19 protein-coding genes are annotated in these 24,940 nt (G+C 56.2%); 13 read left to right on the plus strand and 6 right to left on the minus strand.

Annotation, left to right across the window (positions count from 1 at the left end; all coding sequences use genetic code 11):
- The 6 genes from KJ970_00390 to KJ970_00415 form a co-directional block, all read right to left on the minus strand.
- On the minus strand, positions 1-2,574 hold a 2,574-nt coding region (locus tag KJ970_00390; protein MBU2689357.1), incomplete at its 3' end, for a M6 family metalloprotease domain-containing protein.
- A gap of 264 nt (positions 2,575-2,838) precedes the next feature.
- Positions 2,839-3,501, minus strand: coding sequence for a hypothetical protein (locus KJ970_00395; protein MBU2689358.1), 663 nt, complete (start codon positions 3,499-3,501; stop codon positions 2,839-2,841).
- Between the two features lie 132 nt (positions 3,502-3,633).
- The gene (locus KJ970_00400) at positions 3,634-4,317 is read right to left on the minus strand and encodes a GAF domain-containing protein (GenBank protein MBU2689359.1); all 684 of its coding nucleotides are present in this window, start codon (positions 4,315-4,317) and stop codon (positions 3,634-3,636) included.
- Positions 4,318-4,513: 196 nt separating this feature from the next.
- Positions 4,514-5,017 carry a hypothetical protein gene (locus tag KJ970_00405; GenBank protein MBU2689360.1) on the minus strand — a complete coding sequence of 168 codons (504 nt, stop codon included), beginning with the start codon at positions 5,015-5,017 and terminating at the stop codon, positions 4,514-4,516.
- 304 nt (positions 5,018-5,321) lie between these two features.
- The gene (locus KJ970_00410) at positions 5,322-6,020 is read right to left on the minus strand and encodes a hypothetical protein (GenBank protein ID MBU2689361.1); all 699 of its coding nucleotides are present in this window, start codon (positions 6,018-6,020) and stop codon (positions 5,322-5,324) included.
- A gap of 149 nt (positions 6,021-6,169) precedes the next feature.
- Positions 6,170-7,969, minus strand: a complete 1,800-nt coding sequence (locus KJ970_00415; GenBank protein ID MBU2689362.1) for a T9SS type A sorting domain-containing protein — start codon at positions 7,967-7,969, stop codon at positions 6,170-6,172.
- Between the two features lie 292 nt (positions 7,970-8,261).
- Here KJ970_00415 and KJ970_00420 point away from each other — a divergent pair, with 292 nt between their 5' ends.
- The 13 genes from KJ970_00420 to KJ970_00480 all read left to right on the plus strand — a co-directional run bounded on the left by KJ970_00420 (position 8,262) and on the right by KJ970_00480 (position 24,927).
- Positions 8,262-9,833, plus strand: coding sequence for a PQQ-binding-like beta-propeller repeat protein (locus KJ970_00420; GenBank protein MBU2689363.1), 1,572 nt, complete (start codon positions 8,262-8,264; stop codon positions 9,831-9,833).
- Between the two features lie 148 nt (positions 9,834-9,981).
- Positions 9,982-10,701 carry an NTP transferase domain-containing protein gene (locus tag KJ970_00425; protein ID MBU2689364.1) on the plus strand — a complete coding sequence of 240 codons (720 nt, stop codon included), beginning with the start codon at positions 9,982-9,984 and terminating at the stop codon, positions 10,699-10,701.
- 174 nt (positions 10,702-10,875) lie between these two features.
- On the plus strand, positions 10,876-11,733 hold the full coding sequence (locus KJ970_00430) for a thioredoxin family protein (protein ID MBU2689365.1): 858 nt from the start codon (positions 10,876-10,878) through the stop codon (positions 11,731-11,733).
- A 58-nt stretch (positions 11,734-11,791) separates the two neighbouring features.
- Positions 11,792-12,703 carry a hypothetical protein gene (locus KJ970_00435; protein ID MBU2689366.1) on the plus strand — a complete coding sequence of 304 codons (912 nt, stop codon included), beginning with the start codon at positions 11,792-11,794 and terminating at the stop codon, positions 12,701-12,703.
- A gap of 230 nt (positions 12,704-12,933) precedes the next feature.
- On the plus strand, positions 12,934-14,565 hold the full coding sequence (locus tag KJ970_00440; protein MBU2689367.1) for a hypothetical protein: 1,632 nt from the start codon (positions 12,934-12,936) through the stop codon (positions 14,563-14,565).
- 204 nt (positions 14,566-14,769) lie between these two features.
- Positions 14,770-17,256, plus strand: a complete 2,487-nt coding sequence (locus tag KJ970_00445) for a S8 family serine peptidase (protein MBU2689368.1) — start codon at positions 14,770-14,772, stop codon at positions 17,254-17,256.
- Positions 17,257-17,519: 263 nt separating this feature from the next.
- A complete protein-coding gene (locus KJ970_00450) occupies positions 17,520-19,412 on the plus strand; it encodes a hypothetical protein (GenBank protein MBU2689369.1) in 1,893 nt (630 codons plus the stop codon).
- Positions 19,402-19,992, plus strand: a complete 591-nt coding sequence (locus KJ970_00455; GenBank protein MBU2689370.1) for a hypothetical protein — start codon at positions 19,402-19,404, stop codon at positions 19,990-19,992. Before KJ970_00450 ends, KJ970_00455 begins: the two co-directional genes overlap by 11 nt.
- A gap of 76 nt (positions 19,993-20,068) precedes the next feature.
- Positions 20,069-20,644 carry a hypothetical protein gene (locus KJ970_00460; GenBank protein ID MBU2689371.1) on the plus strand — a complete coding sequence of 192 codons (576 nt, stop codon included), beginning with the start codon at positions 20,069-20,071 and terminating at the stop codon, positions 20,642-20,644.
- A gap of 14 nt (positions 20,645-20,658) precedes the next feature.
- Entirely contained in the window at positions 20,659-21,222 is a 564-nt protein-coding gene (locus tag KJ970_00465; protein MBU2689372.1) for a hypothetical protein, read from the plus strand.
- Between the two features lie 216 nt (positions 21,223-21,438).
- Positions 21,439-23,031 (plus strand): protein translocase subunit SecD, encoded by a 1,593-nt coding sequence (secD, locus tag KJ970_00470; protein MBU2689373.1) that lies wholly within the window; start codon positions 21,439-21,441, stop codon positions 23,029-23,031.
- A 54-nt stretch (positions 23,032-23,085) separates the two neighbouring features.
- On the plus strand, positions 23,086-24,051 hold the full coding sequence (gene secF / locus KJ970_00475; protein ID MBU2689374.1) for a protein translocase subunit SecF: 966 nt from the start codon (positions 23,086-23,088) through the stop codon (positions 24,049-24,051).
- Positions 24,052-24,228: 177 nt separating this feature from the next.
- On the plus strand, positions 24,229-24,927 hold the full coding sequence (locus tag KJ970_00480; GenBank protein MBU2689375.1) for a DUF4159 domain-containing protein: 699 nt from the start codon (positions 24,229-24,231) through the stop codon (positions 24,925-24,927).
- The last annotated feature ends 13 nt before the right edge of the window (positions 24,928-24,940 follow it).

Below are 24,940 nucleotides of genomic sequence, written 5' to 3' on the forward strand. Positions count from 1 at the left end.
CAGGTCGGCGTACGCTCCCAGCATCACTTCGCCAAAGTCAAGGGAGGTCGGATTCACATCACAGTCCGGCGCATAGTCGCCGTCACCGGTGCAGGAAACATCGGCGCAGTCGGTACCCGTCTCGATCGTGCACTGATGAATACCGGCCGATGCCGGCGCATACCGGACCGTCACAAGCTTGGACTCATCCGCGCCGAGGCTGTAGGAGCCGCCACCACCCGTGATGCTATAGTGATCACACGACTCGCTCACCGTGCCGGTCAGGGTGCTTCCACCGATATTCGTGATCGTGAAGGTCTTATACAGGGTGCTACCGATATCAACCTCGCCAAAATCAAGATTGGTTGGAGAGACCGAACAGGCGGCCGGATAATCGGACATGCCGACGCAAGAGACATTCTCGCAATCGGTGCCTGTTTCAATCATACAGTTGTTATCGCCGGGGATCACCGGCTCAAATCGCACCGTGACAACGACAGACTGGCCGGCGCCAAGGCTGTAAGGGCCGCCACCGGAGACGATGCTGTAATTCGGATCCGATGCGCTCACCGTTCCTGTTAATGTGCCCCCACCGGTATTTGTAATTGTGAAAGGGGCATCTGCGTTTTCTCCGATGAACATAAATCCGAAATCGATTTCTTCCGTATCGACGGAGCAGAGCGGCGGATCTTCGCCCACACCTGAACAGGAAACGTCGCCACAACAGGGGCTGCCGGTTTCAATGGCGCAGCTATGCGGCCCCGAGGATGTCGGCGCGAATCGCACCGTCACCGTAACAGATTGCCCCGCATTGAGGCTGTAGGATCCCCCGCCTGAAATGACGTTGAAATCGCTACAAGTCTCGCTCACCGTTCCCGCTAAAGTCCCCAGCGCCGTATTTGTAATAGTGAATGAATCATCCGCAAATCCGCCAACGGCGACCGTGCCAAAATCAAGAGTGGATGGTGCGGCAAGGCAATCGGCCGGCCCGTAAAAATCGGCCGACATTGTGCCTGTGCTGCCGCTGATATTTTCTACAGAGATATAAGTTCCACAATCATCATAAGACGTACAATTCGGAATCGTTGATTCGTTGAATGCCGCATATCCTGTTATGGAGTTATAAAAATCCTGCGAATCACCGCTGTTGTTTCCGAGCTCTAGATCATAGCTTCCGTCAGCCTGTTCAATTGAAATGCCATACCATTTCTCGCCATTCGAGGGATTCGGTGGGAGGCTGCTACAATCGCAGTTATCTTCTCCCCGATAGGTTCCGCCCGAAACACACTCCGCTTCATTAGGCCGCCAATAGTTCCTATCCATCACATCTTCATCCACGTGATAGATAAGAACTCCGTGGGCATTCGGAGAAATGCGGATGAGCCCTTCGTCAAAGCCGATCTGCTGCCGGTTTTCAACAAGCCAATATTCCTGACCTGAACTCGAGGGGTTGATCAATTTGAATATGGCATCGGAACCTGTTGTTTCAATTGGAGGAATATCTGTATCTGGAAGGCATCCCAGTACCTCAACAGGAGTGGCAAAACCTAATTGCATGATACCCCAGGCGCTTGGATGAGCTGGTGAATTTCCGGAGCACTCGCTAATATTGGGGCTTCGGTTCCAACTGCCGCCGGCCATAAGACTGTAGCGGCCGGTACCGGAAGATTGACTACCGTAGTCGTATTCGTCGGGCAATCCGAGAACATGCCCGAATTCATGCGCGTAGACACCCACGGCCGGCAACCAGGGGCCGCTGGTCGATCCGCCCTCGCCGGTCGTGTTGCCGCCGCACTCCGGCTCCATTGAGTAATTCGTGATCTGAACGCCATCAACATAGAGATCGGGCGGGGTTGTGCCCCATCCGTCGTTTGTATCAATGCTCCAGGCATGCGACCAGATGAGAGTCTCGTAGCCGTTCCATTCGGCGCCGGAGCCCGAATGAACGATAAAGAGATTCTGCACCTTTCCGCCAGAGGCGTATTGAGAGAAATCGACATACGGATCTGCGGCCATGACCGCTTCCATGACCAAACGTTGTACATTACGGGGATAAGGCCCAAACCCATTGTCGTGTGTGCCATCATTGTCACAATAGTAGGTGTAACTATTTGGAGCTGTTACCCATCCCACCGAACTGGGGAGGTTTAATGTAATAATGTCAACCTCGCCATAGGAGATTTCATTGTAAAAATTCTTTAGCGTGCGATCAGTTGTCGGATCGGCGCCGCCGCGAACATACGTCGTTCCGAAAAGCATATCGTCGAAAACCGTTGGGGAATACCGAATGGTAGGTCCGCCGGGCGGGTTATCGGTAAACTCAATGAGTATAACAATCGCCTTGACCGTTTCGGTGAGCTTGTCCGGTGTCCTCGATAGCGCATTGACGGATCTTCCACCTTGGGAAGCGAACCGCGCCTCGGTTCGAGAGATTGGGATTTCCTCTCCCCGCTCTTTCATCCGGTCGATGATATCGGGGTCCAGCGGCATAAAGCTTGGAATACTGCCGACCGCTTCCGTATGCGAATCCGCCTGAACCACCGCAAATGCCAGCAAACACACCGCACAACCCAAAACCCACCCTGAACATCTCATCGACGAAAACCCCTCTGGATGTCCTGACACGCGCTGCTTGGAAAAGTTGGCTTTTGTGACCCCGCAAATCCCTGTAATTGAATCTCTTGTTGAGATTTCTCAACAGAAACAATGATGCGGATTCCGCCATATTATACCAGAAAAACCAGCGATTTGCTAATGTGTTCGCACTTTTTCAAGGGCTGGATCTGTCCGTTATTTTTACTTCGTCAGCATTGCCGGCGCAGAGCGTGACAGGCGCGATTGTCAGCGTGCAGGCATTTGTTAGGTATCAGATTCTTTCTTCCAAGTTGTGATGATTGACACCGCAAAGAAGACACAGAAGGTCAAATTGATATACCCCCCCATGATCACCGCGCCAACCGGCGCCGGAAAGAACGAAGTCCCCAGTAGGAGACCGAAAAGCATCAACAGGCCCGGATTCGCCAAGACCGTCCAACGTGGGTAACGACTTCGACCCATGAGAACAAGGACGGCGAGAATCGCACTTACAAGATAGCCTGGCGCTGCTGAAGCCTTAAATACCGTTTCCAGGTAGGATCCAAGGGCGTCGGTAAATGGATTGAAACCGGCTACATTTGCCAATCCGTACTTGAAAGAGAGCATTCGGACGCCCCACAGAACATGGTATGCGCTCCCTGTTACAATCATGGCGGTGAGTCCAACTAAGATCATCCTTGCTGCAAACCGCCCAGCCTGACGTGTGTTGAGGTAGATGTGCCAGAAACCGGCAAGGTACAACATCGCGCCGACAGGCCCCAACAACCCACCAACATAGATCCGTGCCAGGGACGCCTTTTCCGCTACTCGATGGGCGTCAACCCAAAAGTCTGCCGCGCTCCCCCAGTGGCCGTAGAGAAGCATATCCCCCACGAGAAGGACGATAGCGCCAATGAAGCCGACGATTCCAGCGGTACGCCTGTTCATCTTCTCTCCTCGTGCGACACCTAAAGCGAACATCAGCGTCGAAACCGCTGTCTCTGCACAAGAATCTCATGAGGCAGGTGGGGCGGGGGGTTAGATGTCCCCAACGACGTCGGTGTCCGGTTCATATGCTGGTTAGACGGATTTATTGATCTCCCTTTCATAGCACTGCGGGCAGATCCCGTGAGAGGGCCTTGCGCCGGAAATATCATGGACATATTTTTCTACCGAGATCCACTTGCCTGTTTTTTCGCGGACCTTCTTGCAATAACTACAGATCGGATAAATCACACTCAAATCATCAAGCAAACGATCCCGGCGGTCTATCTCCTCTTTGTCTAAAACAATGCGAAGAGACAGTTCGATCATCCTCTTGATCTGCTTGACCAATCTGATGTGCATTTCATTATGAGCGTTCTGCTTGTTGTCCAGGAAACAAACTGTCCCGAACTGCCCTCCATCAGGACGCTCAATGGGCATGCCCAGGTAAGAGACAATGTGCAGATCGACTGCAGCTGCATTGTCTTTCCACTGAGAATCCTGGAGCGCATTTGGAATTAGATTAAGCCCCCTGCTCTTCAGAGTATACTCACAGTACCATCCGGAATCTGGGTACGGCGACGTGTACGCCGCAGGATAGGGGTTGCCCTCAGTCTCACTTGAAAGGAGGATCTCAATTTCCTTACCGTCAACGCGCGTGATCAGCCCCGCTGGAACACCAAGGATCTCAGCCGTCTCGTTGAGCAGGTTCTGCCATTCTCTTAAAAGATCTTCGGTAAGCGTTTTTCGATTGAACGGGTTTGCATCCATGTTTTCCATATTCACTTCCCCTGATTTTTCCACAAGATATCGCTTTGAATGCGGTAGGTCTAACGCTGCGGATTAGAAGCGGCTCGTCAGAGGCGTCTCACTGCATCCGCTTGTGTACACCCGGCAGGGGCGTGGTCTGAAGGAGGCCTGCGTGTTCGAGCGTGCTACTGGCACCGCCGGTCGACGTTGCTCACGACGCGCTACACTATTCCTTCACTCTGAATTCCTGATAGTGGCCCCCCGCCAACTCGCCATTTTCTTTTAGCTTGAACGTGTCCTTCAAAACACCTGTTGGGTCGAGTTGGAGCACCGTTTCGAATTCCTTCGACTCCTCGGGCCAATGATTATGACCTCGAAGCACGATATTTCCGTCCTGCAGAGCGACGACACCCTCTCCAACTATGCCTCGGCTGTTCAAGTCAATGAAAAGAACTTCCTTGCGATTCGGGCTCCAAAAGAAATGGGTTTCGCTGAAGAAGTTGAGCGCAACAACCTCTCTCGAGTATTTCACCGCCATTCCATTCAAAACCGGCTCGAATCGGAGAGAGATGACCAAATCGGGAACGTTGTCGCCAACGTATCCACCCTCCCAGTTCAAGCCTAACAGCGGCTCTAGAAAACGAAGATGTTCTTCCAAATCAGCACCACTCGATGCTGAAGAAAGGGCCACCAATAACAAAATGGCCACAAGGGTCGTCAGTCTCGACATACACTGCATTCGCTCAATCCTCATTGGTTTTTGCCGAAGTTGCTGTCCGCCTCACCTGCCGCTTCTCCTTGATTGTAAGGATACTCCATGCCCCAGGATAAATGGTCAAGGACCATTCATTGTTCTATTCATCCCCGCTTCAAAAGCCGGCTCAACGTTTTCAGCCTCTTTGAGAGCAAAGCCGCGGATGGATCGATTCCGGGGAGCTAATATTCCTTGCGCTCCATAGCTGAATTCATGGGGATCGAGTCAATCTGCCCTATGACAGCCGAGGACAGAATAGGTAAGGTAAATAAAATCATTATTAGGCCTCTCTTCGCCCCCAGCCTACCGATTCATTTGCGTCTGAGACGCCCGGCAGGGTTCGACAAAATAGGGTCGCCAGCAATACACAAACGACCAGAAATACACCAACGTACCCTACGATTCCAATGTTTCGCACTTGCATGTTCCCCAGTACGACACCAATCAAGCCGGCGAGTGCGAGCGCTCCACTTGCGAACATCGTTACTCGGACCCAAGTGGCTAAACGGGTCCCGTTGAAAACTGGGGCTGCGAACAGCATCGAAAAAGCAAAGAAGACGTCCCAGCCTAGTATGTCGAGCGCGTATACTACCGAGGGCCAATTGAACGACATAAACAAAGGCAGCCACGGCTGCGCGGCAAAGATAGGCTGGCGGCTTAGAGTCAAAATGACAAAGTGCAGGCTACAGGTCAGGCCGGCGAGGAGGCCCATGAAAACGACGGATATAAGGCTAAGCGATTTTGACGGGCGTGGCGCCCAAGCATGAACCGCCACCATGAGCGCGACCATCGCTGGCATCATGGCGATGATAAGGATTTCGAGGATCGAGAACATCGGATCGCGTATCGGCTGATCCGGGGACTCAAGCATTGCGAGCCCGAGAACCAGCGTAGATGCGTAGGCGACCAGTAGAACAGCTGTCGCAACGGCCGAGTATATCCCGAGCCGGCGAGCGGTTGCGGTGAATTCTATCGACATGCTGCCTTCCCCCGCGCTCTGTTTAGTAAACCTAACCGTAACGGTTTTCTTGCGTTATGATGACGGCGCGATAACCTCATTGGAGCCAGGGTATCGGCCGGTTCATTTTGTTGGAGATATCAATATGATGAAATCGAACCGCTGCCATATCATCTCAGAATCGTCACATTTCTCCTTATGACCATTTGCTCCGTTTCCAGTTTAATAAAATAGACTCCCGGGGGTACCCTCGTGCCATCGGACGCGAGGCCGTCCCAGCTCACTGTGTGTCTGCCGGCGGGTCGTTGTCCCTTTGTAAGAGTGCGCACCACGCGTCCGGTCACATCATAGACAGCCAGCGTCGCCCGGCCGGGCTCAGGCAGATCAAAGCGGACACGGGTCGTTTGAGTGAATGGATTCGGACGGCAGCAGATGAGTCCATTGGTCCCGTGGGCGCCGGGCTCGGGCGCGCCGCTCTCTGCAGTCGCGGGTCCGTCATAATAAATATCGTATAAGTCGGTGGCATAGTCGCGCTCATCGGTCCAGCAGATGGCGGCCTCCTCCTCAGTCGGCCGGGTAGGATTCACGCCGACAGCCGGCCACGGATAGTCGGAGCTGGCGTTCAAGCCATCATTTATATGCGCCGAGAGGGACCACGCCCCGGGCGCCGTGTAAGCGGCCGATCGGTAGTCGATCATATTGTCATGGTGGAAAGCGGCGTGGAAAGCTCCTTGGCTGAGACTTGTTTGCAGATCCGGCGCCAGCTCGTTGTCGACCGCCGCACAACTCATGCACAGCGGTGAACTCCATGAAGCGCCGGCGTCTTGCGAGTAGATATACCAGATGTCCTCGTCGAGCTCGTGATAGAAGCGGGCATAGGCAATCAGTACGGTTCTACTGGTCAGGTATTCTTTGATGGCGCCTATCACCGGATCATAATCCTTGTCGTCGTTTGTGATCAGCCGCACTGCGCCGTCCCATGTCGCCCCATAGTCGGTGCTGCGGTTTGCAAAGATCTCTTGGTCCTGATCCGTGTGTGGATAAACAGGCGTGTTGTACGTGGCATAGAGATACTGGGTCCCGAAGTCTATATCGGGACGGTTCTCAGACGCGTCGTAACCGCTGTCGTGCCAGCCGATGATATCGGGCATGGCCTGCCAGTGTTGTCCGTGGTCGAGCGACCGGGAGAAACATACGGCCCAACCCTCCACCGTCAACACATTGAAAACCATATAAGCATACCAGGCGTCGTATTCGGATGAGTCGGTCACGATGCGCGGGTTCGATAAGCCATCGGGATTGTCGAAAACATGCGGCGTGTCAGTGACGCCGGAGCCGTCGAGGGCAATCCGCAAAAGCCAAATATCATTCGTTTCCAATTGATAGGCGACAAGCAGCCAATTTTCATCCCCCTCGCCCACGGCCATTGACAGGTTGCCGCGGTCAGTCGTGGGACTTCCCATTGAGAGCCAGAGTTCCCAATCGTTTCCTCCATTGACGGAGCGGAAAATCGCAAGGGAGTTTGAATTGCTGACTTCTCTGGCGGCGTACAGCGTGCCGTTCGAGTCCCCGGCGATGACGGGTTTGATCTCGCCGTTCGGACCCCCGCAGAGAAAGATGTCATCGTTCGTCCAGCGCTCACCTTCCAGGATTTGCCCACCGTTCGCATAACTCACCGTGACACCCGGCTCGAGTCCGCCATCCGACATTTGGAACTCGAGCGATTGCCCGCGCAGACGGGCGAGCTCTACCTCGAGGGCCAGGGCGGCTTCCAAATCCCCGGCTTTCTTGGCGTCATGCAGATCATCGAGCAACCGGGATACTTCTGGGTCGGCCGCTGTGGGCCAACCGGTCACGACCGTTTCCCTCCCTTCATCGGCTTCCCGATTCCCCGCGTGGGATACCTGAGGGGTTAGAAACATTCCGAGGAGAAGCGCAACAACCATTATACGGCGAGAGATATGCGGCACGGTCGACCTCCTTAGCTGGAGTTGTAAATCTTGATGGGCGGGTCGATTTTTTAGGCCCGGGAAGGGCCTGGCTGCGACTGCAAACTAATATACCAAATTTCCAGGCAATTATGAATGATCTTTTTGCCTCCAGGCATTGTTCATAGCGCCGCCAAGGTTTCGAGCAGCCCGGTCTGGAAGGTCGCCATTGACCCGATCCTGTTGTATGATTCTCCCGTTGATTCTCGGAACAAATCATCAATGATCTTTAAGATCTCAAGGATCACAACCATCTCAAGAAAGGAGCCGGCCGATGGACTTCCTGAATGCGGAAAGGTTAAACAAAAGAAGAACTGCACATCGGATAAAAGCCCTTCTCATCGCAGCAGCGATAACCTTTCTTTTCGCCAGTCCCGCGCCCGCCGACTGGAACACCGGTGTCGGCGGAAACGGCGCGCGCGACGGCTACGCGCCGGTCACGGGCCCGTCGATCCCGGAGATTCTTTGGGAGGGAAGCCGTCCCGCTATTGTCTCGCAGCAAGCGGCCTGCGACGGTACCATCCTGGTCGTAAGCCGCATCACGAGCTTTACCATTCCGACCGGGGCCTGGATCGTCGCGCATGATCTCAATAGCGGCGAAGAATTGTGGGCCGTTCAACTTCCCTATGATTTCCCCGGGACCTCCTGGCGCAGCCGCCTCTCGGCGATCCGCGACGGGCAGGTCTACGCCACGCGTGCCGGGAATACCAATCTCGATTACCTCTATGCGCTCGATGAGAACGACGGCTCAATCCTCTGGCAATCAGAAGACCTCATCGATGAGGGCAGCACTGAGAGCCTCGCCTTTGCGCCCGATGGCGATCTCATTGCCGGGAATTTCAGCTCCCTCCTGCGGATCAATCACACCGACGGCGCGACGGTCTGGCAGACCAACCGCAGCACGCCGACCTCGAATGGCGCCCAGGCGACGGTCTACGGCGATCGCGTCTATCTTTGGGAGCCGAGCCCCTATGGGCCGGTCGTCACCGCCTTCGATCTTGCCAACGGCGACCGCCTTTACTCCAGTGATGCGCTTTCAGCCGGAATCATCCAGCAGCTCGGCCTCATGTGCGGTTCCGACGGGACGATTTATGCGCCCCGCTCGATGAACAATCCGTCAACAGACTATTTCGTCGCCCTCACCGATACAGGAGCCGGTTTCACCGAGAAGTGGCGCTACCCGATCTGCTATCTCCCCTTCGCCTCCTTTTGCGTGGGACCGGACGGATCGGTTTTCACCTACTCGCGCGACTACGAGATCGTGGCCCTCGATCCCGACACAGGCGCCGAACTTGCCGTCAGCGATCCGATCCCGCATGGCACGACCTTCGCGGCGCGGATCGCCGTCGACGAGCGCGGGTGGATCTATCTCACCAACGGCGGATTCGAAGACGGCGCCGTCTTCGCCTTCAATCCCGGCCTGACCCTGGCCTGGTCGGAGCCTCTGGTCGGCGTTAATGTCGGCGGGCCGGTCCTGGCCGACAACGGCGCCCTGGTGGTCTGCGGCACGGGGACCGACGTGAGGGCCTACCGCGGTCCGATCTCCGCCGTGGGAGAGCCGTTGGCGTCCGGCCCCAAGCTGATCAACCTGCCCAATCCCTTCGCGGGGCGGACCGAGATCCGTTTCCAGTTGGCGCAGGCGGGCCCGGTGACCCTGCGGATTCTCGATGTGCGGGGGCGGCTCGTGCGCGGCCTCCTCGAAGGGGCTCCCGCTGCAGCGGGGGAGAACCAATCGTTCTGGGACGGATGCCTTCAGGCCGGGCGTCCGGCCCCCGCCGGCGTTTACTTCGCCGCCTTGTCGACGGCGGACGGGGATCAGATCCGCAAGCTGATCCTGCGGCGCTGAGACCTTTCGGCATCTATTGGGGATCTCCTGGAGGAGCAGGGATGGGGGATTGTGAAACGCACGTCCACCCCTTAGGATCTTGATGCGGGGTTCTTCTCACCGCATCAACCGTTTCATCCAATAAAGGCCGCCATCAAGGGAGGTTCGTGTGCGAGGAATCGTTTTGGCCGGGGGATTGGGAACACGCCTCGCCCCACTCACCACGATCACAAACAAGCACCTTCTGCCGGTGTATGACAAACCGATGATTTACTATCCGATTGAGACCCTCGTTCAAGCCGGGGTCCAGGATATCCTTCTTGTGACCGGTGGAAACAATGCGGGGGATTTTCTCCGGCTGTTGGGGAATGGTAAAGCTTTTGGATTGTCTCACATCGATTATGTCTATCAAGAGGGCGAAGGAGGTATCGCCGAGGCGTTAGGCCTGGCTGAATACTACTCATCCGGGCAATCGATCGCCGTCATTCTGGGCGACAATATTATCCAGGACGATATCACTCCCTATGTCACATCATTCCATCAGCAAGGGGGCGGCGCGAAAATTCTGCTGAAGGAAGTCCCTGATCCGCAGCGGTTCGGTGTGGCGGTGCTGGAGGGGGAAAGGGTATCGCGGATTATCGAAAAGCCGAAGGATCCACCCAGCAATTACGCGGTCACGGGGATCTATATGTACGATTCCCGGGTTTTCGACATCATCAAGACGCTGAAACCCTCCGACCGGGGAGAGCTGGAGATTACAGACGTCAACAATGCCTATATCAAGATGAATGAAATGACGTACGACTTTTTAAAGGGATGGTGGACCGACGCCGGGACCTTTGAATCGCTCTACCGGGCCAATTGCCTGGTCGCCGAGCTTCCACGCTGATTCTGCGGGGAACGGCGGGCGACCCGGGAAGCGAGCGCCGCTGGACGGCCCCGTAGGGGAACTCCATCGCGACCAGGATGGTACTAAGACCGCGGACGGCCGCCGGCTTCTCGATCCGGCCTTAACAGAGTTTTCTAGGTGTTTGTAATGGGGAGGGGTGAGGAGGTTTTCTGAATGCGCTGGAGCTGCTTTATTAAGAACCAACCATCAATGATGCCGCGCGTGAGCCCGCAAATGATGCCGCGAGGGACCGCGCCAATAATCCTGCCGCTGATACTCCTGGGGATGATTTTGGTTTTTGCCCCGGCCGGCGCCGGCGCCGCCATCTACTTTGAAAACCTGGGCTACCAGGTCTTCCAGGCCGATACGATCATCCCAAGGGCCCATCTCTACGACAGCGAAGATTATCAGTCGATGCTGCTTCTGCCGGGAACCGGCGCTCCCCTGCTTCTGGAACTGGGAACCCAATCGGTCTACGAGATCGCCCCAGAGGATCTGGATCTTTCCGGAGAGGATCCCGTTCTTTCCAACCTGGAGAACGGCCTTTTTTTCTGCGCCCTCATCACCGAGGAGGGATCGATACATATCGATTCTCCCGTGAGGAGTTACCGGCTTTCACCGCTCCCTCAATTTCTCGGTCCCGCGACACTCGCAGAAGTTTTGGCGCTGAAACCGGCTTATGCCCTCGATGCCCGGGAATATCTGCCGGACCCCGACGCCATTAAAATGTTAAAGACGGTCGGCGAGCCCGTGGATATCAAGGTTTTCTTCGGGACCTGGTGCCGCTTATGCAAGCATCTTCTCCCCGGATTCCTTCGCGTGATGGAGGAAGCCGGCAACCCGAATTTCAATGTGGAGTTTATGGGTGTGGATGAGGATGTCATGGAACCGGAAACCTTGCTTCAGCGCTATAGTGTGTCGCAGACTCCGACGATAATCCTACTGAAAAATGGTTCTGAAATCGGACGGATCGAGGAAGCAGCCGTTCCGAATGTGGAAAAGGAGTTGGTGGCGATTTTAGTAAAATCCTAGTTTTTTTGGCGACGCCACAGCAGTTTGAAGTGGATTCAGTGAGGAGTCGATTCAGTTTGTGAAATTCCCGGTTCGCACATGGTTCGCTTATCTGCTGGCATGGGTCCCCATCGTGGCCTTCGCCGTCGCCGGCTTTCTCAAGGGCGCGGACCCGCTGCTCTTTTCGCAACAGATAACCGAACACGGCGTCAGCCCCGCGGCCTGGTCGCCCGTCCTTTCATATGTCTTTATCGCAATAGAGCTTCTTCTGGCGCTTGCCTTGGTCCTGTGGATTGCGCCGCGGCCGGCGCTCTTTCTGTCGGGGGGTCTTTTATTTTTCTTCATTGCCGTGACGGCGGTGGCCTGGTCGATGGGAAAGGGCGAAGCCTGCGGGTGCTTCGGCCGCCTCTCCGATCGCGGGCCGGAAGCGGTGATCAAAGAAGATACCCTCCTCATCGCGGCGACCGCCCTCGCCTTCTTTCTCGCGCCCCGCAAGAGACCGACGGGCGCGGGCGGCCGGACGATCCTCTTGCTTGTCTTGGCCATCCCGGCACTCGCCTATACGGCTCTCGGTCAAAATCTCCCACTGGACGGCCTCATCACCGGGATCCGGCCCGGGACCGATCTTTCGGATATCTCCCTCGATGGACTCAGGCAACCAGTGGGGCAGGGGCGCGTCCTGCTTGTTCTGGCCGAACCGGAATGCCCCGTCTGCGATGAGGCCTTCTCGGATTTGAAGGCCATTGCCGGCCCCGATACCGGCGTCAGGGTTGTTTATACAATTCAAGGGGATTCAAAGACGGCCTCGCAATGGCGTCTCAGGCATCTTCCTCCCTTCCCGGTGGGCCGCGCTTCGAAGCGCGTGCTCCGCCAATATTACCGCCGGTTGCCTTGCGCTTTTCTCTTGCAGGATGGTGTCGTGGTTCAGGCCTACTGGAATCGGCTCCCGATATTGACTGATTTGCCGGCACCCGTCGCCGCCTCGTCCTGATCACTACCGCCTCCTGATCACCACCGCCCAGGGATTGTATAAAGAGCGATAGATGCGAATCGCCTTGCAAAATGCAATGGGAGCCGGCGATGCTCTTTGTCAGGATTTCCGATAAGTTTAAGTAACTGATTGAAAGTCATCGAGATAGATTACCGATCCCATGCTGGCACATTTCGTGCGCAAGAGAAGGCCAGGAGCCAAGGTTCTTGCAACAGCATGGGGGTCGAAGAATGTTCACACACCCGTTCAGATTCTGGATCCGCGCCATCTTGGGGCGGGGATTCTTCTACCGGACGGGTTTCTTTCTATTCCTCCTCTTTTTTTGGGGATGCGGCCAGGATTCGAAAAATCCGGCCGTTCCCGGTTCACCGGCCGGGGAGACCCGCGTCATTCTCACCGGTCAATCCGATCTCTCCGGCACCGCCCGGCTCGCAAAGGACTCGGGCGATCTCCTCATGGAGGCGGAGCTCCGGGATCTTTCCGGCGCCCCTCTGTCCGGATACCCGGTGACCCTGCTCATGTCGGGGGATGTGGTTCTCATCGCCTTCCAGACGCCGGAGACAGGATGCTCTTGCGGCACGCTTTTGTTAAAGACAACCCCCGGATCAAAACAGGAATCGGCATCCGATCCGATTCATGCGGGAACTTTTATCCTCAATAGAGATGATCCGCGGGGTACGCGCCTTTATGACGCCGCCCTGGATCCCCACCCCACGCAAGCCTCGGCATCGGTGACTGGAGCGCAACTGATTGAGGATCCAGCCCAATTGATGGAGATATTGCAGCAAATGCCGGGACTGCGGGATGAGGGAAGTTATACTTTAAGCGATCTGGCGCAAGACCGTATCTCTTGGAATGAGGAAGTTGTCTACGTCATGCCGCCGGCCGCTTCTTTTCCTGATTCGGGCGGCCCGATTCTGTTTGTCCGCGCCTCTTTCGGGGATCTCTTACCAGGAATGCCGTCTGAGTTTGTCGTGCGATTGTATAAGACGGCCGCGGGCCGTAACCTTTGCATTCCTGAGGGATTGGAGATTCTGCTTGATTGGGAGTCACCGGTGGCGGGTGAGACATTCGCCGGTCCGGAGGAATCGACGCTTGATCTTGCCGGCCGGTTGAGTCTTCCACAAAGCCTGTTGAATGATCCTGAATTGAAGATCGAGTGGACGCTCGATGGAGCGGCCGTCCCGGGATCGGGCGACCTCAAGATGGCTCTCGCCGGCGCGCTGGACCCGCTCCACTTTTCTGTGCCGGTGGATTTGGCGCCGGGATCCCATCGACTCGATCTGGCCGTGATCCTGCCGCCGCGGCTGCGGGGTCTCATGACGCCTGTTTCGGGTGAAGCGATCCATGTGCGGCGGACGATTCTCTATGAACCGGATCGATCCGCCTCCTCCGCGCCGACCCTAACCCAATTCAGTCATCCCCAAACAGCCCCAGCGCCGGAGGCGAGCTTCTATCTTTCCTTTTATTTCCAGGACCCTGATGCGGATGTGACAACGGCTCATGAAAGCATCCGTTGGTCGCTGAACGGCCTTGAGGGAAGCTGGGCGGGCAGCGGCCGGGTGACGGAGACGGCGGAGCTGGAAGGCTTCACTGCTCTCGAGGGCCAGATCCATTTTCCCCTCTCTTTCTACGGGGCGATTCCCGGCGACTGGATCGAGTGGACCTTCTGGGTCGAAGACGCGCAGGGTCATGCGAGCCATCCGCTCCATGCCCGGGTCGAGATCATTTCAAGGGGATCTTCGCTGGCCGCGATCCCTGCCTCATTGCAACAGCTCATTCCGCAACAACGCATCCCGCAGCGGCAAGATGGGGGATATCCCCCGGTTCGTGGCCTCACATGTGATGCAACCGGCCTTTGAGGCGCCGGACTGAAGTTTTCCCCCCCATCCATCCGATCCTCAAAGTAAACCGTTCCTAATCAATAATCCTTCAAGAGGAACCGAGGGACGTTCCCATACCCGCCAGGCCTATTTCCCAGGGGCGATTTATGCTATAATATAGTCAAATTATCGTCTTCCAAGAAGGGAGGGCGCCCCCAAGGGAAATGCAGCCGTGGAGGAATAATGATCCTTTGCTTGTGTCGCAATCAGGGAAAAGGAGTAGGGAAGCCGGCGGCGGGATGGATCTTGCCGCTTTTCGTCATCGCTCTTTTGTTCGCAGGGCCGGGTTTTGCCCATGCCGCCGGGGATGCGACGTGGCATGACAAGATGTTTCAAACGACCTGGGATCTCACGCCGCGCACCGATGAGATCCTTCTTCAGTATGCGCCCGAAGCAGATTCTGTGGTCCGGGCCTCATTGCGGAACGCCTATGGGCTGGAGTTGCTGCAGGATTTCAACGGTGTCACCCGGGTGGAGGTCTGCAGGGTACCGGCCGGGCAGGAAGCTCAAGCGATCTCCGAGATCGTGGGCCGGGAGTATGGGGTTGCCGCCGCCGTGCCGGCGATGATCGACCAAGAGGGTTTCACAAAATATTATATTCCGGGCCGGGTCACGGTTCAGTTCCGCAAGGATCTGAGTCCTGAAGTCTGTCTGCAATATATCGCCGATGCGGGAAGCGCCGTTATCAAGGATCTCTGGACGCCGGGTTACTACACCATCACGGTGCCGGAGGGGATGACCGTTTTCCAGGCGGTTCGAATCTGGCAGAGCCATCCGCAGATTCTCTTCTCAGAACCGCACTACATGATGTATGACGACGCCGTCTATGCGCCGAACGATCCCTACTATGATGACCAATGGCACTTGAACAATACGGGCGCCATCGGCGTTGCGGGGAGTGATATCGATGCGGAAGCAGCGTGGGATCTGGAAAAGGGGGATCCCAATGTCATCATCAGTATCATCGACACGGGCATGGATATGGCGCACGAAGACCTTGCCGGCAATTTGTTGCCCCGGGGCAGTGCGGATTGGGACTTTTCCGGAGCCGGAACGGTGCCCAATGATACCAACGGACATGGTACCTCCTGTTCCGGCCTTGCCGCCGGGATTCAGGATAATGGGATCGGTGTCTCAGGGGTGGCCCCCGGATGCCGCCTCATGCCGCTGAAGGTGAGTCTCAACTCCGGCGAAAATGACAATCGCGCCGACGCGATCAACTATGCCGTCAGCCGTCGTCCGGAATTCAACGGGATGGTCATTTCCTGCTCCTGGCGGATGTCTTCCGGATCCTTCACGGCCGTCGAGGCCGCCTGCCAAAACGCCTGGGATAACAATGTCGTCATGCTGGTCGCCAGCGGCAATGATAACAGCATCATTAATTATCCGGCGCTCTATCCCACCACCATCGCCGTGGGGGCGAGCAGCCCCTGCGATGAGCGCAAGAACCCCGGCTCCTGCGACGGCGAAACATGGTGGGGCAGCAATTATGGCCCCGAACTGGATGTCGTGTCGCCCGGCGTTCTCATGACGACCACCGACATCAGCGGCAGCGGCGGATATACCAGCGGGAATTACGTCGATTACTTTAATGGGACCTCCTCCGCCACGCCGGTGGCGGCCGGTGTCTGCGGTTTGATTCTCAGCGCTAATCCAAACCTCACCAATGTTGAAGTCCGCCAAATCCTCCGTGACACCGCTGAGGATCAGGTTGGTCCGGCCAATGAAGACGGGCCGGGATTCGACAATTACTTCGGATGGGGCCGGATCAATGCCTACCAAGCCGTTCTCCTGGCGATGCCGAATAATGGTTTTGAAGATGATATGGAGGCTGGTGAAGGGGGTTGGACCCACCAGATAATTCACCCCAGTCTCGGATACGGTGATGATTGGCATCTCAGCCAGCAGCGGAATCACACCCCCGGCGGCCAGAATTCTTGGAAATGCGGGGCCACCTCCGGCGATTACTCAAACCAGATCAGCGCCGCCTTGATCAGCCCCTCTATTAACGTCTCGGCGGGGTCGGTTCTGCGCTTCTGGCATTGGATGGATGTTTATGCCGAAGATGACGAGATAGCCGGAGACGGTGGCGTGATTGAAGTGTCGTCCAACGGTGGAGCGACCTGGCAGCCTCTCATTCCGGCCGGCGGCTATACGCATCGCTGGGCGGGCACCTCACTGTTGCCCTTCTTTGATGGTCAACGAGTCTGGTCCGGATCTTTTGACTGGCGCCAGGAGACGGTCTTCCTGACCGGGTTCAGCGGCTCGATCCAGATCCGTTTCCGGCTCGGTACGCGCGGGGCCGACCCCACCGGCGAAGGTTGGTATGTCGACGATGTGGAGATCGTGGCGGATCCTTCATCCGTACCGGACGAGCAGGTTTCCAGACACCTGGTCGAGGTCTTGCCGAGCCTTCCCAATCCGGCCACGGGATCGGCGGCCCTTCGCTTCCAACTCGCACAGGCGGGTCCGGTAAGTTTGGTGCTGCATGACATTTCCGGGCGGGTGATCCGCCAATGGGATTTGGGATCCCAGGCGCCGGGGAGACATCAGGTCGTCTTCGACGGATTCGATGCCTCCCATCGGCCGACGCCGGCCGGAGTTTACCTTTACCGGGTCGTCACAAAGAATGAAGCATCCCAGACCGGCCGTCTGGTCTGGGTTCGTTAGTCAGGGTAATGTGAAGCGGAGATTCAGGGTGGGGGGATCAGAATCCCCGGGATCCCCCCACGATCAGAGTCTCTGTGCTTGACAGGCGGACCGGGGCAGATATAGATTTATAGCATCAATAGATTGAACTTCGTTCCCAAACCGGAGGTGAACCACGGGATTTTGTTAACTGATCGTCTCGACGTCTGAGAGGTTTGACATAGATCGGTGGAAAAAATCCCGGCGGAAGCCTTCGGGCCCGCCCATGGGGGCATCTCTCTAGATTGAAATTCAGGCATCTGAAAGCCCACGGTCTATCTACGGTCTGCTGGATCGTCCTTTCGCTTCTGCTTCTGTCGGAGGCGGCCGGGGCGCAGTCTATTCTGGATCGCTGGAATATCCATCCCAAATATTCCACGTCGTATCAGGTCAATCGCCAGAGACAGACCTGGGATCAAAACCTCAGACTGGCCCGCATGACCCATGGTTTCAACTTTAACAATATGACGAAAATCAAGCAGATCACCAATGCGGCGCAAAATGATTATGTCGAGAACCGGGCATCCGACAAGCTCACCATCGATACCCGCCGGCGAGGGTGGACTCTGGGGATGGATACCTTCATCAAACGGGATAATTCCCAGAACAATTTTTCCACCCGCCGTGACAACAGCAATCAGTTCGATCTGCGGGCGGAGAGAACGCTGAAGCTGCCACTGCTCCATCCGGTGCACTTTGCAGGAACCGCCGGATACGCCCTCGATTCGGATCTCAGCGAGAGGGTCGGCGGCGGCGCTCAGGCGACAAAGAGGGATTCCACGGTCGAACGGGGAACAACCTGGAGCAGTAATCTGACGACGTCGGGCGCCATCACGCCGGCGCTTTCCTATTCCGCCGGGGCGAGTTACTCGGGCGCCGATCAGACCAGCGAAACAACCTCTTATCTTGATTCGGTTTTCGACCGGGTGGTCGAAGATGACAATATCGACCGCCGCCGCGATTTTAATTTGAGAACGACATGGGATCCGGAAAACGATTGGAAGGCCACGCTCAATACAAAATATACAAGCACGCAGTATGAGAATTATGATTTTCAAGAAGAACAAAAGGAGACAAAACTCGGGAAAACGTATAATCTTGACGGCACGATTGAGGGGCCGTTGCATGAAGGCGTGAATCTTGCCGTCACGGCGAAGCATTACCTATTTGAAACCGATTACCGGGTCAAGCAGCAGGATACAAAGAAGCTGCAGGATGATATAAGAACGGAGTTTCGACTCGAACCCGCGATTCCCCTTCTTAAAGGATCGACAGTGCGTTATGAGATGAATGTGACGACGACGCGGAATGAGCGCGAGGGATCCAAATCGTATGATACAAACGACAACAAAACAAAACTAACCTGGGACCGCCCTCTTCGCAGCGACCTTCAGCTGGTCGCGGTGGGAGAGATGCAGCTCAGGCAGGATATCTATGATGACGGAACACTGGATAAGGATGAGTTCCGGACCAGGATCGATGGAACGTTGAATTACAATCCCAATAAACGATTCTCCGCCCGTCTTTCATATCAGCGGGAAGATAAGGAACTTATCAATATCCCGGCGGCGAAAGCGACGGGCAACAGCACCATCCAGCGCAATCGGATTTCGGCGAGATATAAATATCTTGCCGGAAAGAGACTCACATTCGAGCAGACCTTCAGCATGTCGGCCGATTATACATTTTACAAATTTAACGAATCCGGAAATACACTGCGGCGGACGAATGAAGTCAAGACGGTGATCGAGCCTAATCTGTCCCCCAATACGTCGGTTAAATTCGAGCATCAGTACCGGTTCGGCGACTCGGGCGGGTACCAGTACAATACCCTGTCGGGTATTTATACCTATGGCCCCTCTTCGGAAACGCTGCGGCAATATTTGCTGTTGAGAACCGAGTACAAGATCAGGAGGTCTATCTCCCTCGTCGCGACCCAGAGTTATGAGGCCCGGACGACGACGACCCTCTCCACGATGCGGGAATCCCTTTATGAGCGGGTCCAATTCTCCGGGGAGGCCCGTTTTGAACACAAGTTTTCCGAAGGTTTTACATTTAATGGATCTTTTCAGCAGACGCAGAGTAGTGCGGAAGACGACTACTGGCTGGTGGAGGCGAGTTTGAATCGTGATTTCTAGATGGGCGGCAAGGGCGGCTGTACCGCTGGCATTATCGATGCTTCTTGCGATCCTGGCGGCGGGGTGCGGCCTCTTCGATCCCCGGGAGGCGGAGACTCCAGGGAATGAAAACCAGATACCCTGGAATCCACCGCTGACGATGTCGGTCGCCCTGAAAAATATTGAGAGGACCCTGGAGGCCAAATCGGTGGCGAATTATGAGCGCTCCCTGGCGACGATCTTCACGGTCGCGGGGGACCCGACCGATTTGGCTGAAATCGGGGAAGATCCTTTCCTGCAATGGGATAGGAACCAGGAAGTTTCGGTCATGAGCCAGATTCTCTCGACCAGCGCCACCGTGACCCTCAATTGGACGGTTGGCGATTCGGCCGTGGTGGGTGAGAATCAATATTATAAAGATATCGTCTATACCCTGAAATTCAGATGGCCAAATGACGATACGATCTACAGCGGGAAGGCCGATCTCTATTTCATAGAGGATAATGGCCAATGGTATCTGTCCCACTGGGAGGATAAGCGGGATGGGTCGGGGAATCCGACGTGGGGGATGCTGCGGAACGACGGCAGCCTACCCCGCTAGTCGGCCGCCCCGATCGTGAGCGCTCGGGGCCTCCAGATCCAGCCGCGGCCTCGAACGCAACCGGAGGAAGACCACAATGCAAAATCTGAAAGCTATTCGATGGATTATTTTACTCATCATCCCGCTCGTGGCCGGATGCCCTTGGAGTACGGAATCAGGCAAATTGCCCCCACCGGTTACCGAGAAATTCTTGGAAAGAACGTCTCCGGAGAATCTGCTTCACAACTTTGGGCTGGCCTGGGAGCGGAAGAATTTCGAGGAGTATATCCTGCTCTTCTCCGAGGACTACACCTTCTTTTTCAGTGATGTCGATGTTGAAGAGCATCCCGACATTCCCCCTTCCTGGGGATTGGAGCAGGATAAGGAGGCGACACGGGGTCTTTTCGAAGATACCAATGTGGAAGATGTTGAGCTTGACTGGGTCGTGGGTCCTCGCGAAGAGTCGGAATTCGCGCAAGCCGATGTAAAGATTCTTGTGACAAATATTTATTTGACGGTAAATATTCGGGATCCGGAGGATGGTGTATTGACGACGAACATCATTCAGGGCGCCGCTGATTTTCATTTCAGAAAAACAGAAGAAACAACGGCTGAAGGGGATACACTCTGGCATATTGTCGTATGGAAAGATTTGACGACTGTAGGCCCCTAGGGCGGGAGAAATAAATGATCGGCCGCATCTTCAAGCTCCTTTTGATCCTGTTGGCCGGTCTCGCCGCCGGCGCCGTCGTCACCTATTTCGTCATGTCGGGGGGGATTCCCCAAAAATCCCCCCCGACGGCGTCTCATTCCGCCTCTCTTGATTCCCTCGAGATTCTGCTGGACCCGGTCCGGGCCTCCCTGGTCGCGTGCCAGATCCCACTCTACCCCGGGCCGCCGCCCGATCTTGATCCGGCCACCCTGCAACGGGTGACGGGGGCGGTCCATGGTTCGGTCGAGTTCCCGATCTGGTGGGGGCCGGTACCGGCCGATTCATCTCTCATCCGTCTGAATGGCCTTGTGACGGGGGCCGTTGAGAAGGCCGGTGGGCGGGTACTCCTCGGTTGGGAGGAGACCCCTGAAGCGTCGGGTCTCCAATCCCAAAGTCAGGGCGGCGATGGATCGGAACTCTATATCTCGTATTGCACCCGTATCCCCGGCCAGGATCCCCGCTCCTCTCTCTGGCTGGGAATCGGCTCCGATGAAAGCGCCTGCTTTCTTCTCTGCCTCCAAAAAATGAAGGCACGCTGAGCGGATCTTTTGAAAGGGTCTTTTGAGCGGGTCCATGGATCCTTTCGGACCGCTGAGAAAGACCGGAAGGGGATTGACGGCCCCCCAGCCTCTAGCTATGCTGCGTATCTGTGTCTTTTAACGATTGGGCTTCGGGCTGTGTGGGGGGCGGAAGCTCCAAATCCCATCCTGATAACCCGTTACCTTGAGGCTACTTGATCCCGAGGGGATGCCGCGATGGCTAGAGGATTACGCTGGAAGTTTCTGATTCTGATCATCCTATTTCTGGGAGCGATCTATCTGATCTATCCCTCCCTGCGACTCTATTCGATGGATGCCGGCCAACTAGCCGCACTATCCGAGGAGACTCGGGCGTCTCTGAAGGAGAAGTCGCTGCGTTTGGGCCTCGATCTCCAGGGGGGTATGCACCTCATTCTGGAACTCGATCGTTCCCAGCTGAAGGAAGGCGAGGTCGATGACGCCATGGATCGGGCGATGGAGATCCTTTCCAATCGTATCGACCAGTTCGGCGTCTCCGAACCCATCATTCAGCAGCAGGGTGATGATCGGATTGTTGTTCAGCTGCCGGGGTTGCTCGATAAGGAGCGCGCCGTTCAGCTCATCGGTCAAACGGCTCTGCTCGAGTTCAAACTCGTCAAGACGGAAGCCGAGGCGATTCAGGTTTTGGAGCGGGTCGATCGCTCAGTGGCGCGGATCCTCCGCCCGGCCGTCGCCGATTCGCTGGATACCTTGGGCGTCAAGAGCTTCAATCCCATCCTCGATCTTATTCCCCGGTATCCTCAGACTTTCATCGGCGGGGTGCTGATTCCCGATGACTCTGTTGATGATCTGCAGCGGATCTTCAAGGAAGTTAATATCGACTCCCTCGTGCCCCGGGATGCCATGCTTTCCCTTGGAACCGAGGAGTTCAATTTGGGGGATGGCTCCACGGGCCAGATCCTCTATGTCCTCAATAAGCGGACCGAGTTGACCGGAGCCGTTGTCAAGAATGCCCGGATGGATGTGGGGCTCAATCAGAATGCGCCCAATGCCCCCGGTGTTGAACTGACGCTGGACCGGGATGGGACCCGCATTTTCCGCCGTGTCAGCGGCGCCAATGTCGGCAAGCAACTGGCCATCGTCCTCGACGGAAAGGTCCGGTCGGCGCCGGTCTTTAGGGAGAGGATCCCCAACGGCGTCGCCTCGATCACCGGCAGCTTCACTGATGAGCAGGCCCGGGATCTGGCGATTATCCTTCGGGCGGGCGCTCTTCCCGCCGAAGTCCATATCATCGAAGAGCGGACGGTCGGCCCCTCCCTGGGACGCGATTCGATCCGGCAGGGGGTACAGGCCGGCCTCCTTGGCGGGCTTCTGGTCGTACTGTTTATCATCATTTATTACCGCGTCAGCGGCATCTTGGCGGTCATGGCGTTATGTTTAAACCTGCTGTTCCTCTTTGCGGTTCTTGCCGGATTGAGGGGAACGCTGACATTGCCCGGTATCGCCGGTATCGTTCTCACCATCGGAATGGCGGTCGATGCCAATGTTCTTGTCTTTGAACGTATCCGTGAAGAGTTGCGCACCGGAAAGACGGTATCGCAGGCGGTGCGTTCGGGGTACGCAAGGGCCTTGACGACGATTTTGGATGCCAACCTGACAACATTGATCAGCGCGGTGGTCCTCTTCAATTTCGGGACCGGTCCGATCAAAGGATTCGCCATTACCCTGATGATCGGTATCATCGCGAATGTCTATACGGCGGTTTTCGTCACCCGACTCTTCTTTGATGTCGTCTTGTCTCGTAGGCGGTTGGAGAACCTTTCCATTTGATCATCCGGGCTTGAGACGAAAGCGGCCGAGAGGCGATAAGAAAGGAATGGCCTTATGTTTCAGTTGATTTCCCAGACCGATTACAAATTCATGCGCATTCGGCGCCAGGCCTTCATTTTTTCCGGGGTTCTCATACTGGCCAGTTTTCTGGGATGGCTCATCCAGGGCGGGTTCAACCTCGGCATCGACTTCTCCGGCGGTCTTATGATTGAATATCTTTTCAACCAGAAACTGCCGTTGGATGAGGTCCGCAACACGGTCACCGGCATCGGTTTCCAGGGGGCGGAGATCACCGACATCCAGGGAAATCCCAAGAATCTCATGATCCGCGTCCCGATGCAGGGGAGTCGATCGGCCAACGATATGAGCCCCTCGGCGCAGATCCTGGCGGCCTTGCAGGAGAAGTATCCGGGCTTGGAGGGAGACCTCTATCTAGAAGAATCTGTGGGGCCGAAAATCGGAAGTGAGTTGCGGGGCAAGGCGACCATGGCGGTTCTTATCTCGCTCCTCGGCATCCTCATCTACATCGCCATACGGTTCGAGCTGAAGTTCGCCTTTGCCGCGGTGCTGGCCCTCTTCCATGACGTCCTCATCACCCTCGGGGTCTTCGCCATCCTTCAAAGGGAGATTACCCTCCCCGTTATCGCGGCCCTCCTGACGATCGGCGGGTATTCGGTCAATGACACAATCATCGTTTTCGATCGGATTCGAGAGCAGCTGAAGATACGGAGGCGGGTGCCGTTTGAGGATATTCTCGATCTCAGCATCAATCAGACCCTGTCGCGGACGATCATCACGGCGTCCACGACGCTCTTCACCGTCCTGGCCCTCTTTATCCTGGGGGGGCAGGTGATTCATGATTTTGCCCTGGCGATGTTGCTCGGGATCACCATCGGAACATACTCCTCCATCTTCGTGGCCAGCTCGACGGTCCTCGTTATTCAAAACCTCTTCAATCGCGCGCGTCCTTCCGCGACCGGGCGGATCAAGACGGAGGCTTCACCGGCCCCGTCCCAATAGCCTTTGAAAGGGCCCGCGCACGCGGGCCCTTTTTTCATCCGTCCCAGATGTGTTAACTTGATCTCACGGTTGATGCCGCTGGGGAGGTTCATGGCCCCGCCCCGGAACCCGGAAGGGGCCTTCGGGTTTCAAGGACGTATCCGGTCTCAGCCCCCATTTTGAGACGCTGATTCATAGATGCAGCAATGTGAGGAACCCATGACCCGCTGGCGGCCCGTCCTGATTCTCATCCTCCTTCTAATCCCCCTGGGAGAGCTCTACGGGCAGCCCCCGACTCCCGGCATGGCCATTGGACGGTTGAAATATGGCGGCGGCGGGGATTGGTACAGTAATCCGACATCTCTACCCAATCTGGCCCGGGCCCTCCAGAACGAAACGAGCTTGTGGGTTACACGGATCGAGGAGACCCGTCTCTCCCCGATGGATGAGAATCTCTACAATCATCCCCTCGTTTATATGAACGGCCATGGGAAAATCCGCTTCACCGAGGCGGAGGCGCGGCGGCTGCGAACCTACCTTTTGGCCGGCGGATTCCTCTTCGCCGATGATAATTATGGGATGGATGAATCGTTCCGGCAGGAAATCCACCGGGTTTTCCCGGACCGGGAGCTGCTGGAACTCCCCTACGAGCATCCGATCTATCATGGCATCTACGATTTTCCCAACGGGCCGCCGAAAATCCATGAGCATGACGCGAAACCGGCTCAGGGATTCGGAATTTTCGATGACAATGGACGTCTCATGGTCTTCTACACCTACCAGGCCGACATTGGAGATGGTCTGGAGGATCCGGATGTCCACTCAGACCCTCCCCAATTGCGGGAGCAAGCCCAACGGATGGCTATCAACGTGATCTTTTACGCGCTGACCTCCTAGGAGTCGGCGCCCG

It is taken from the genome of Candidatus Eisenbacteria bacterium, from assembly GCA_018831195.1.
GTDB lineage: Bacteria > Eisenbacteria > RBG-16-71-46 > CAIMUX01 > JAHJDP01 > JAHJDP01.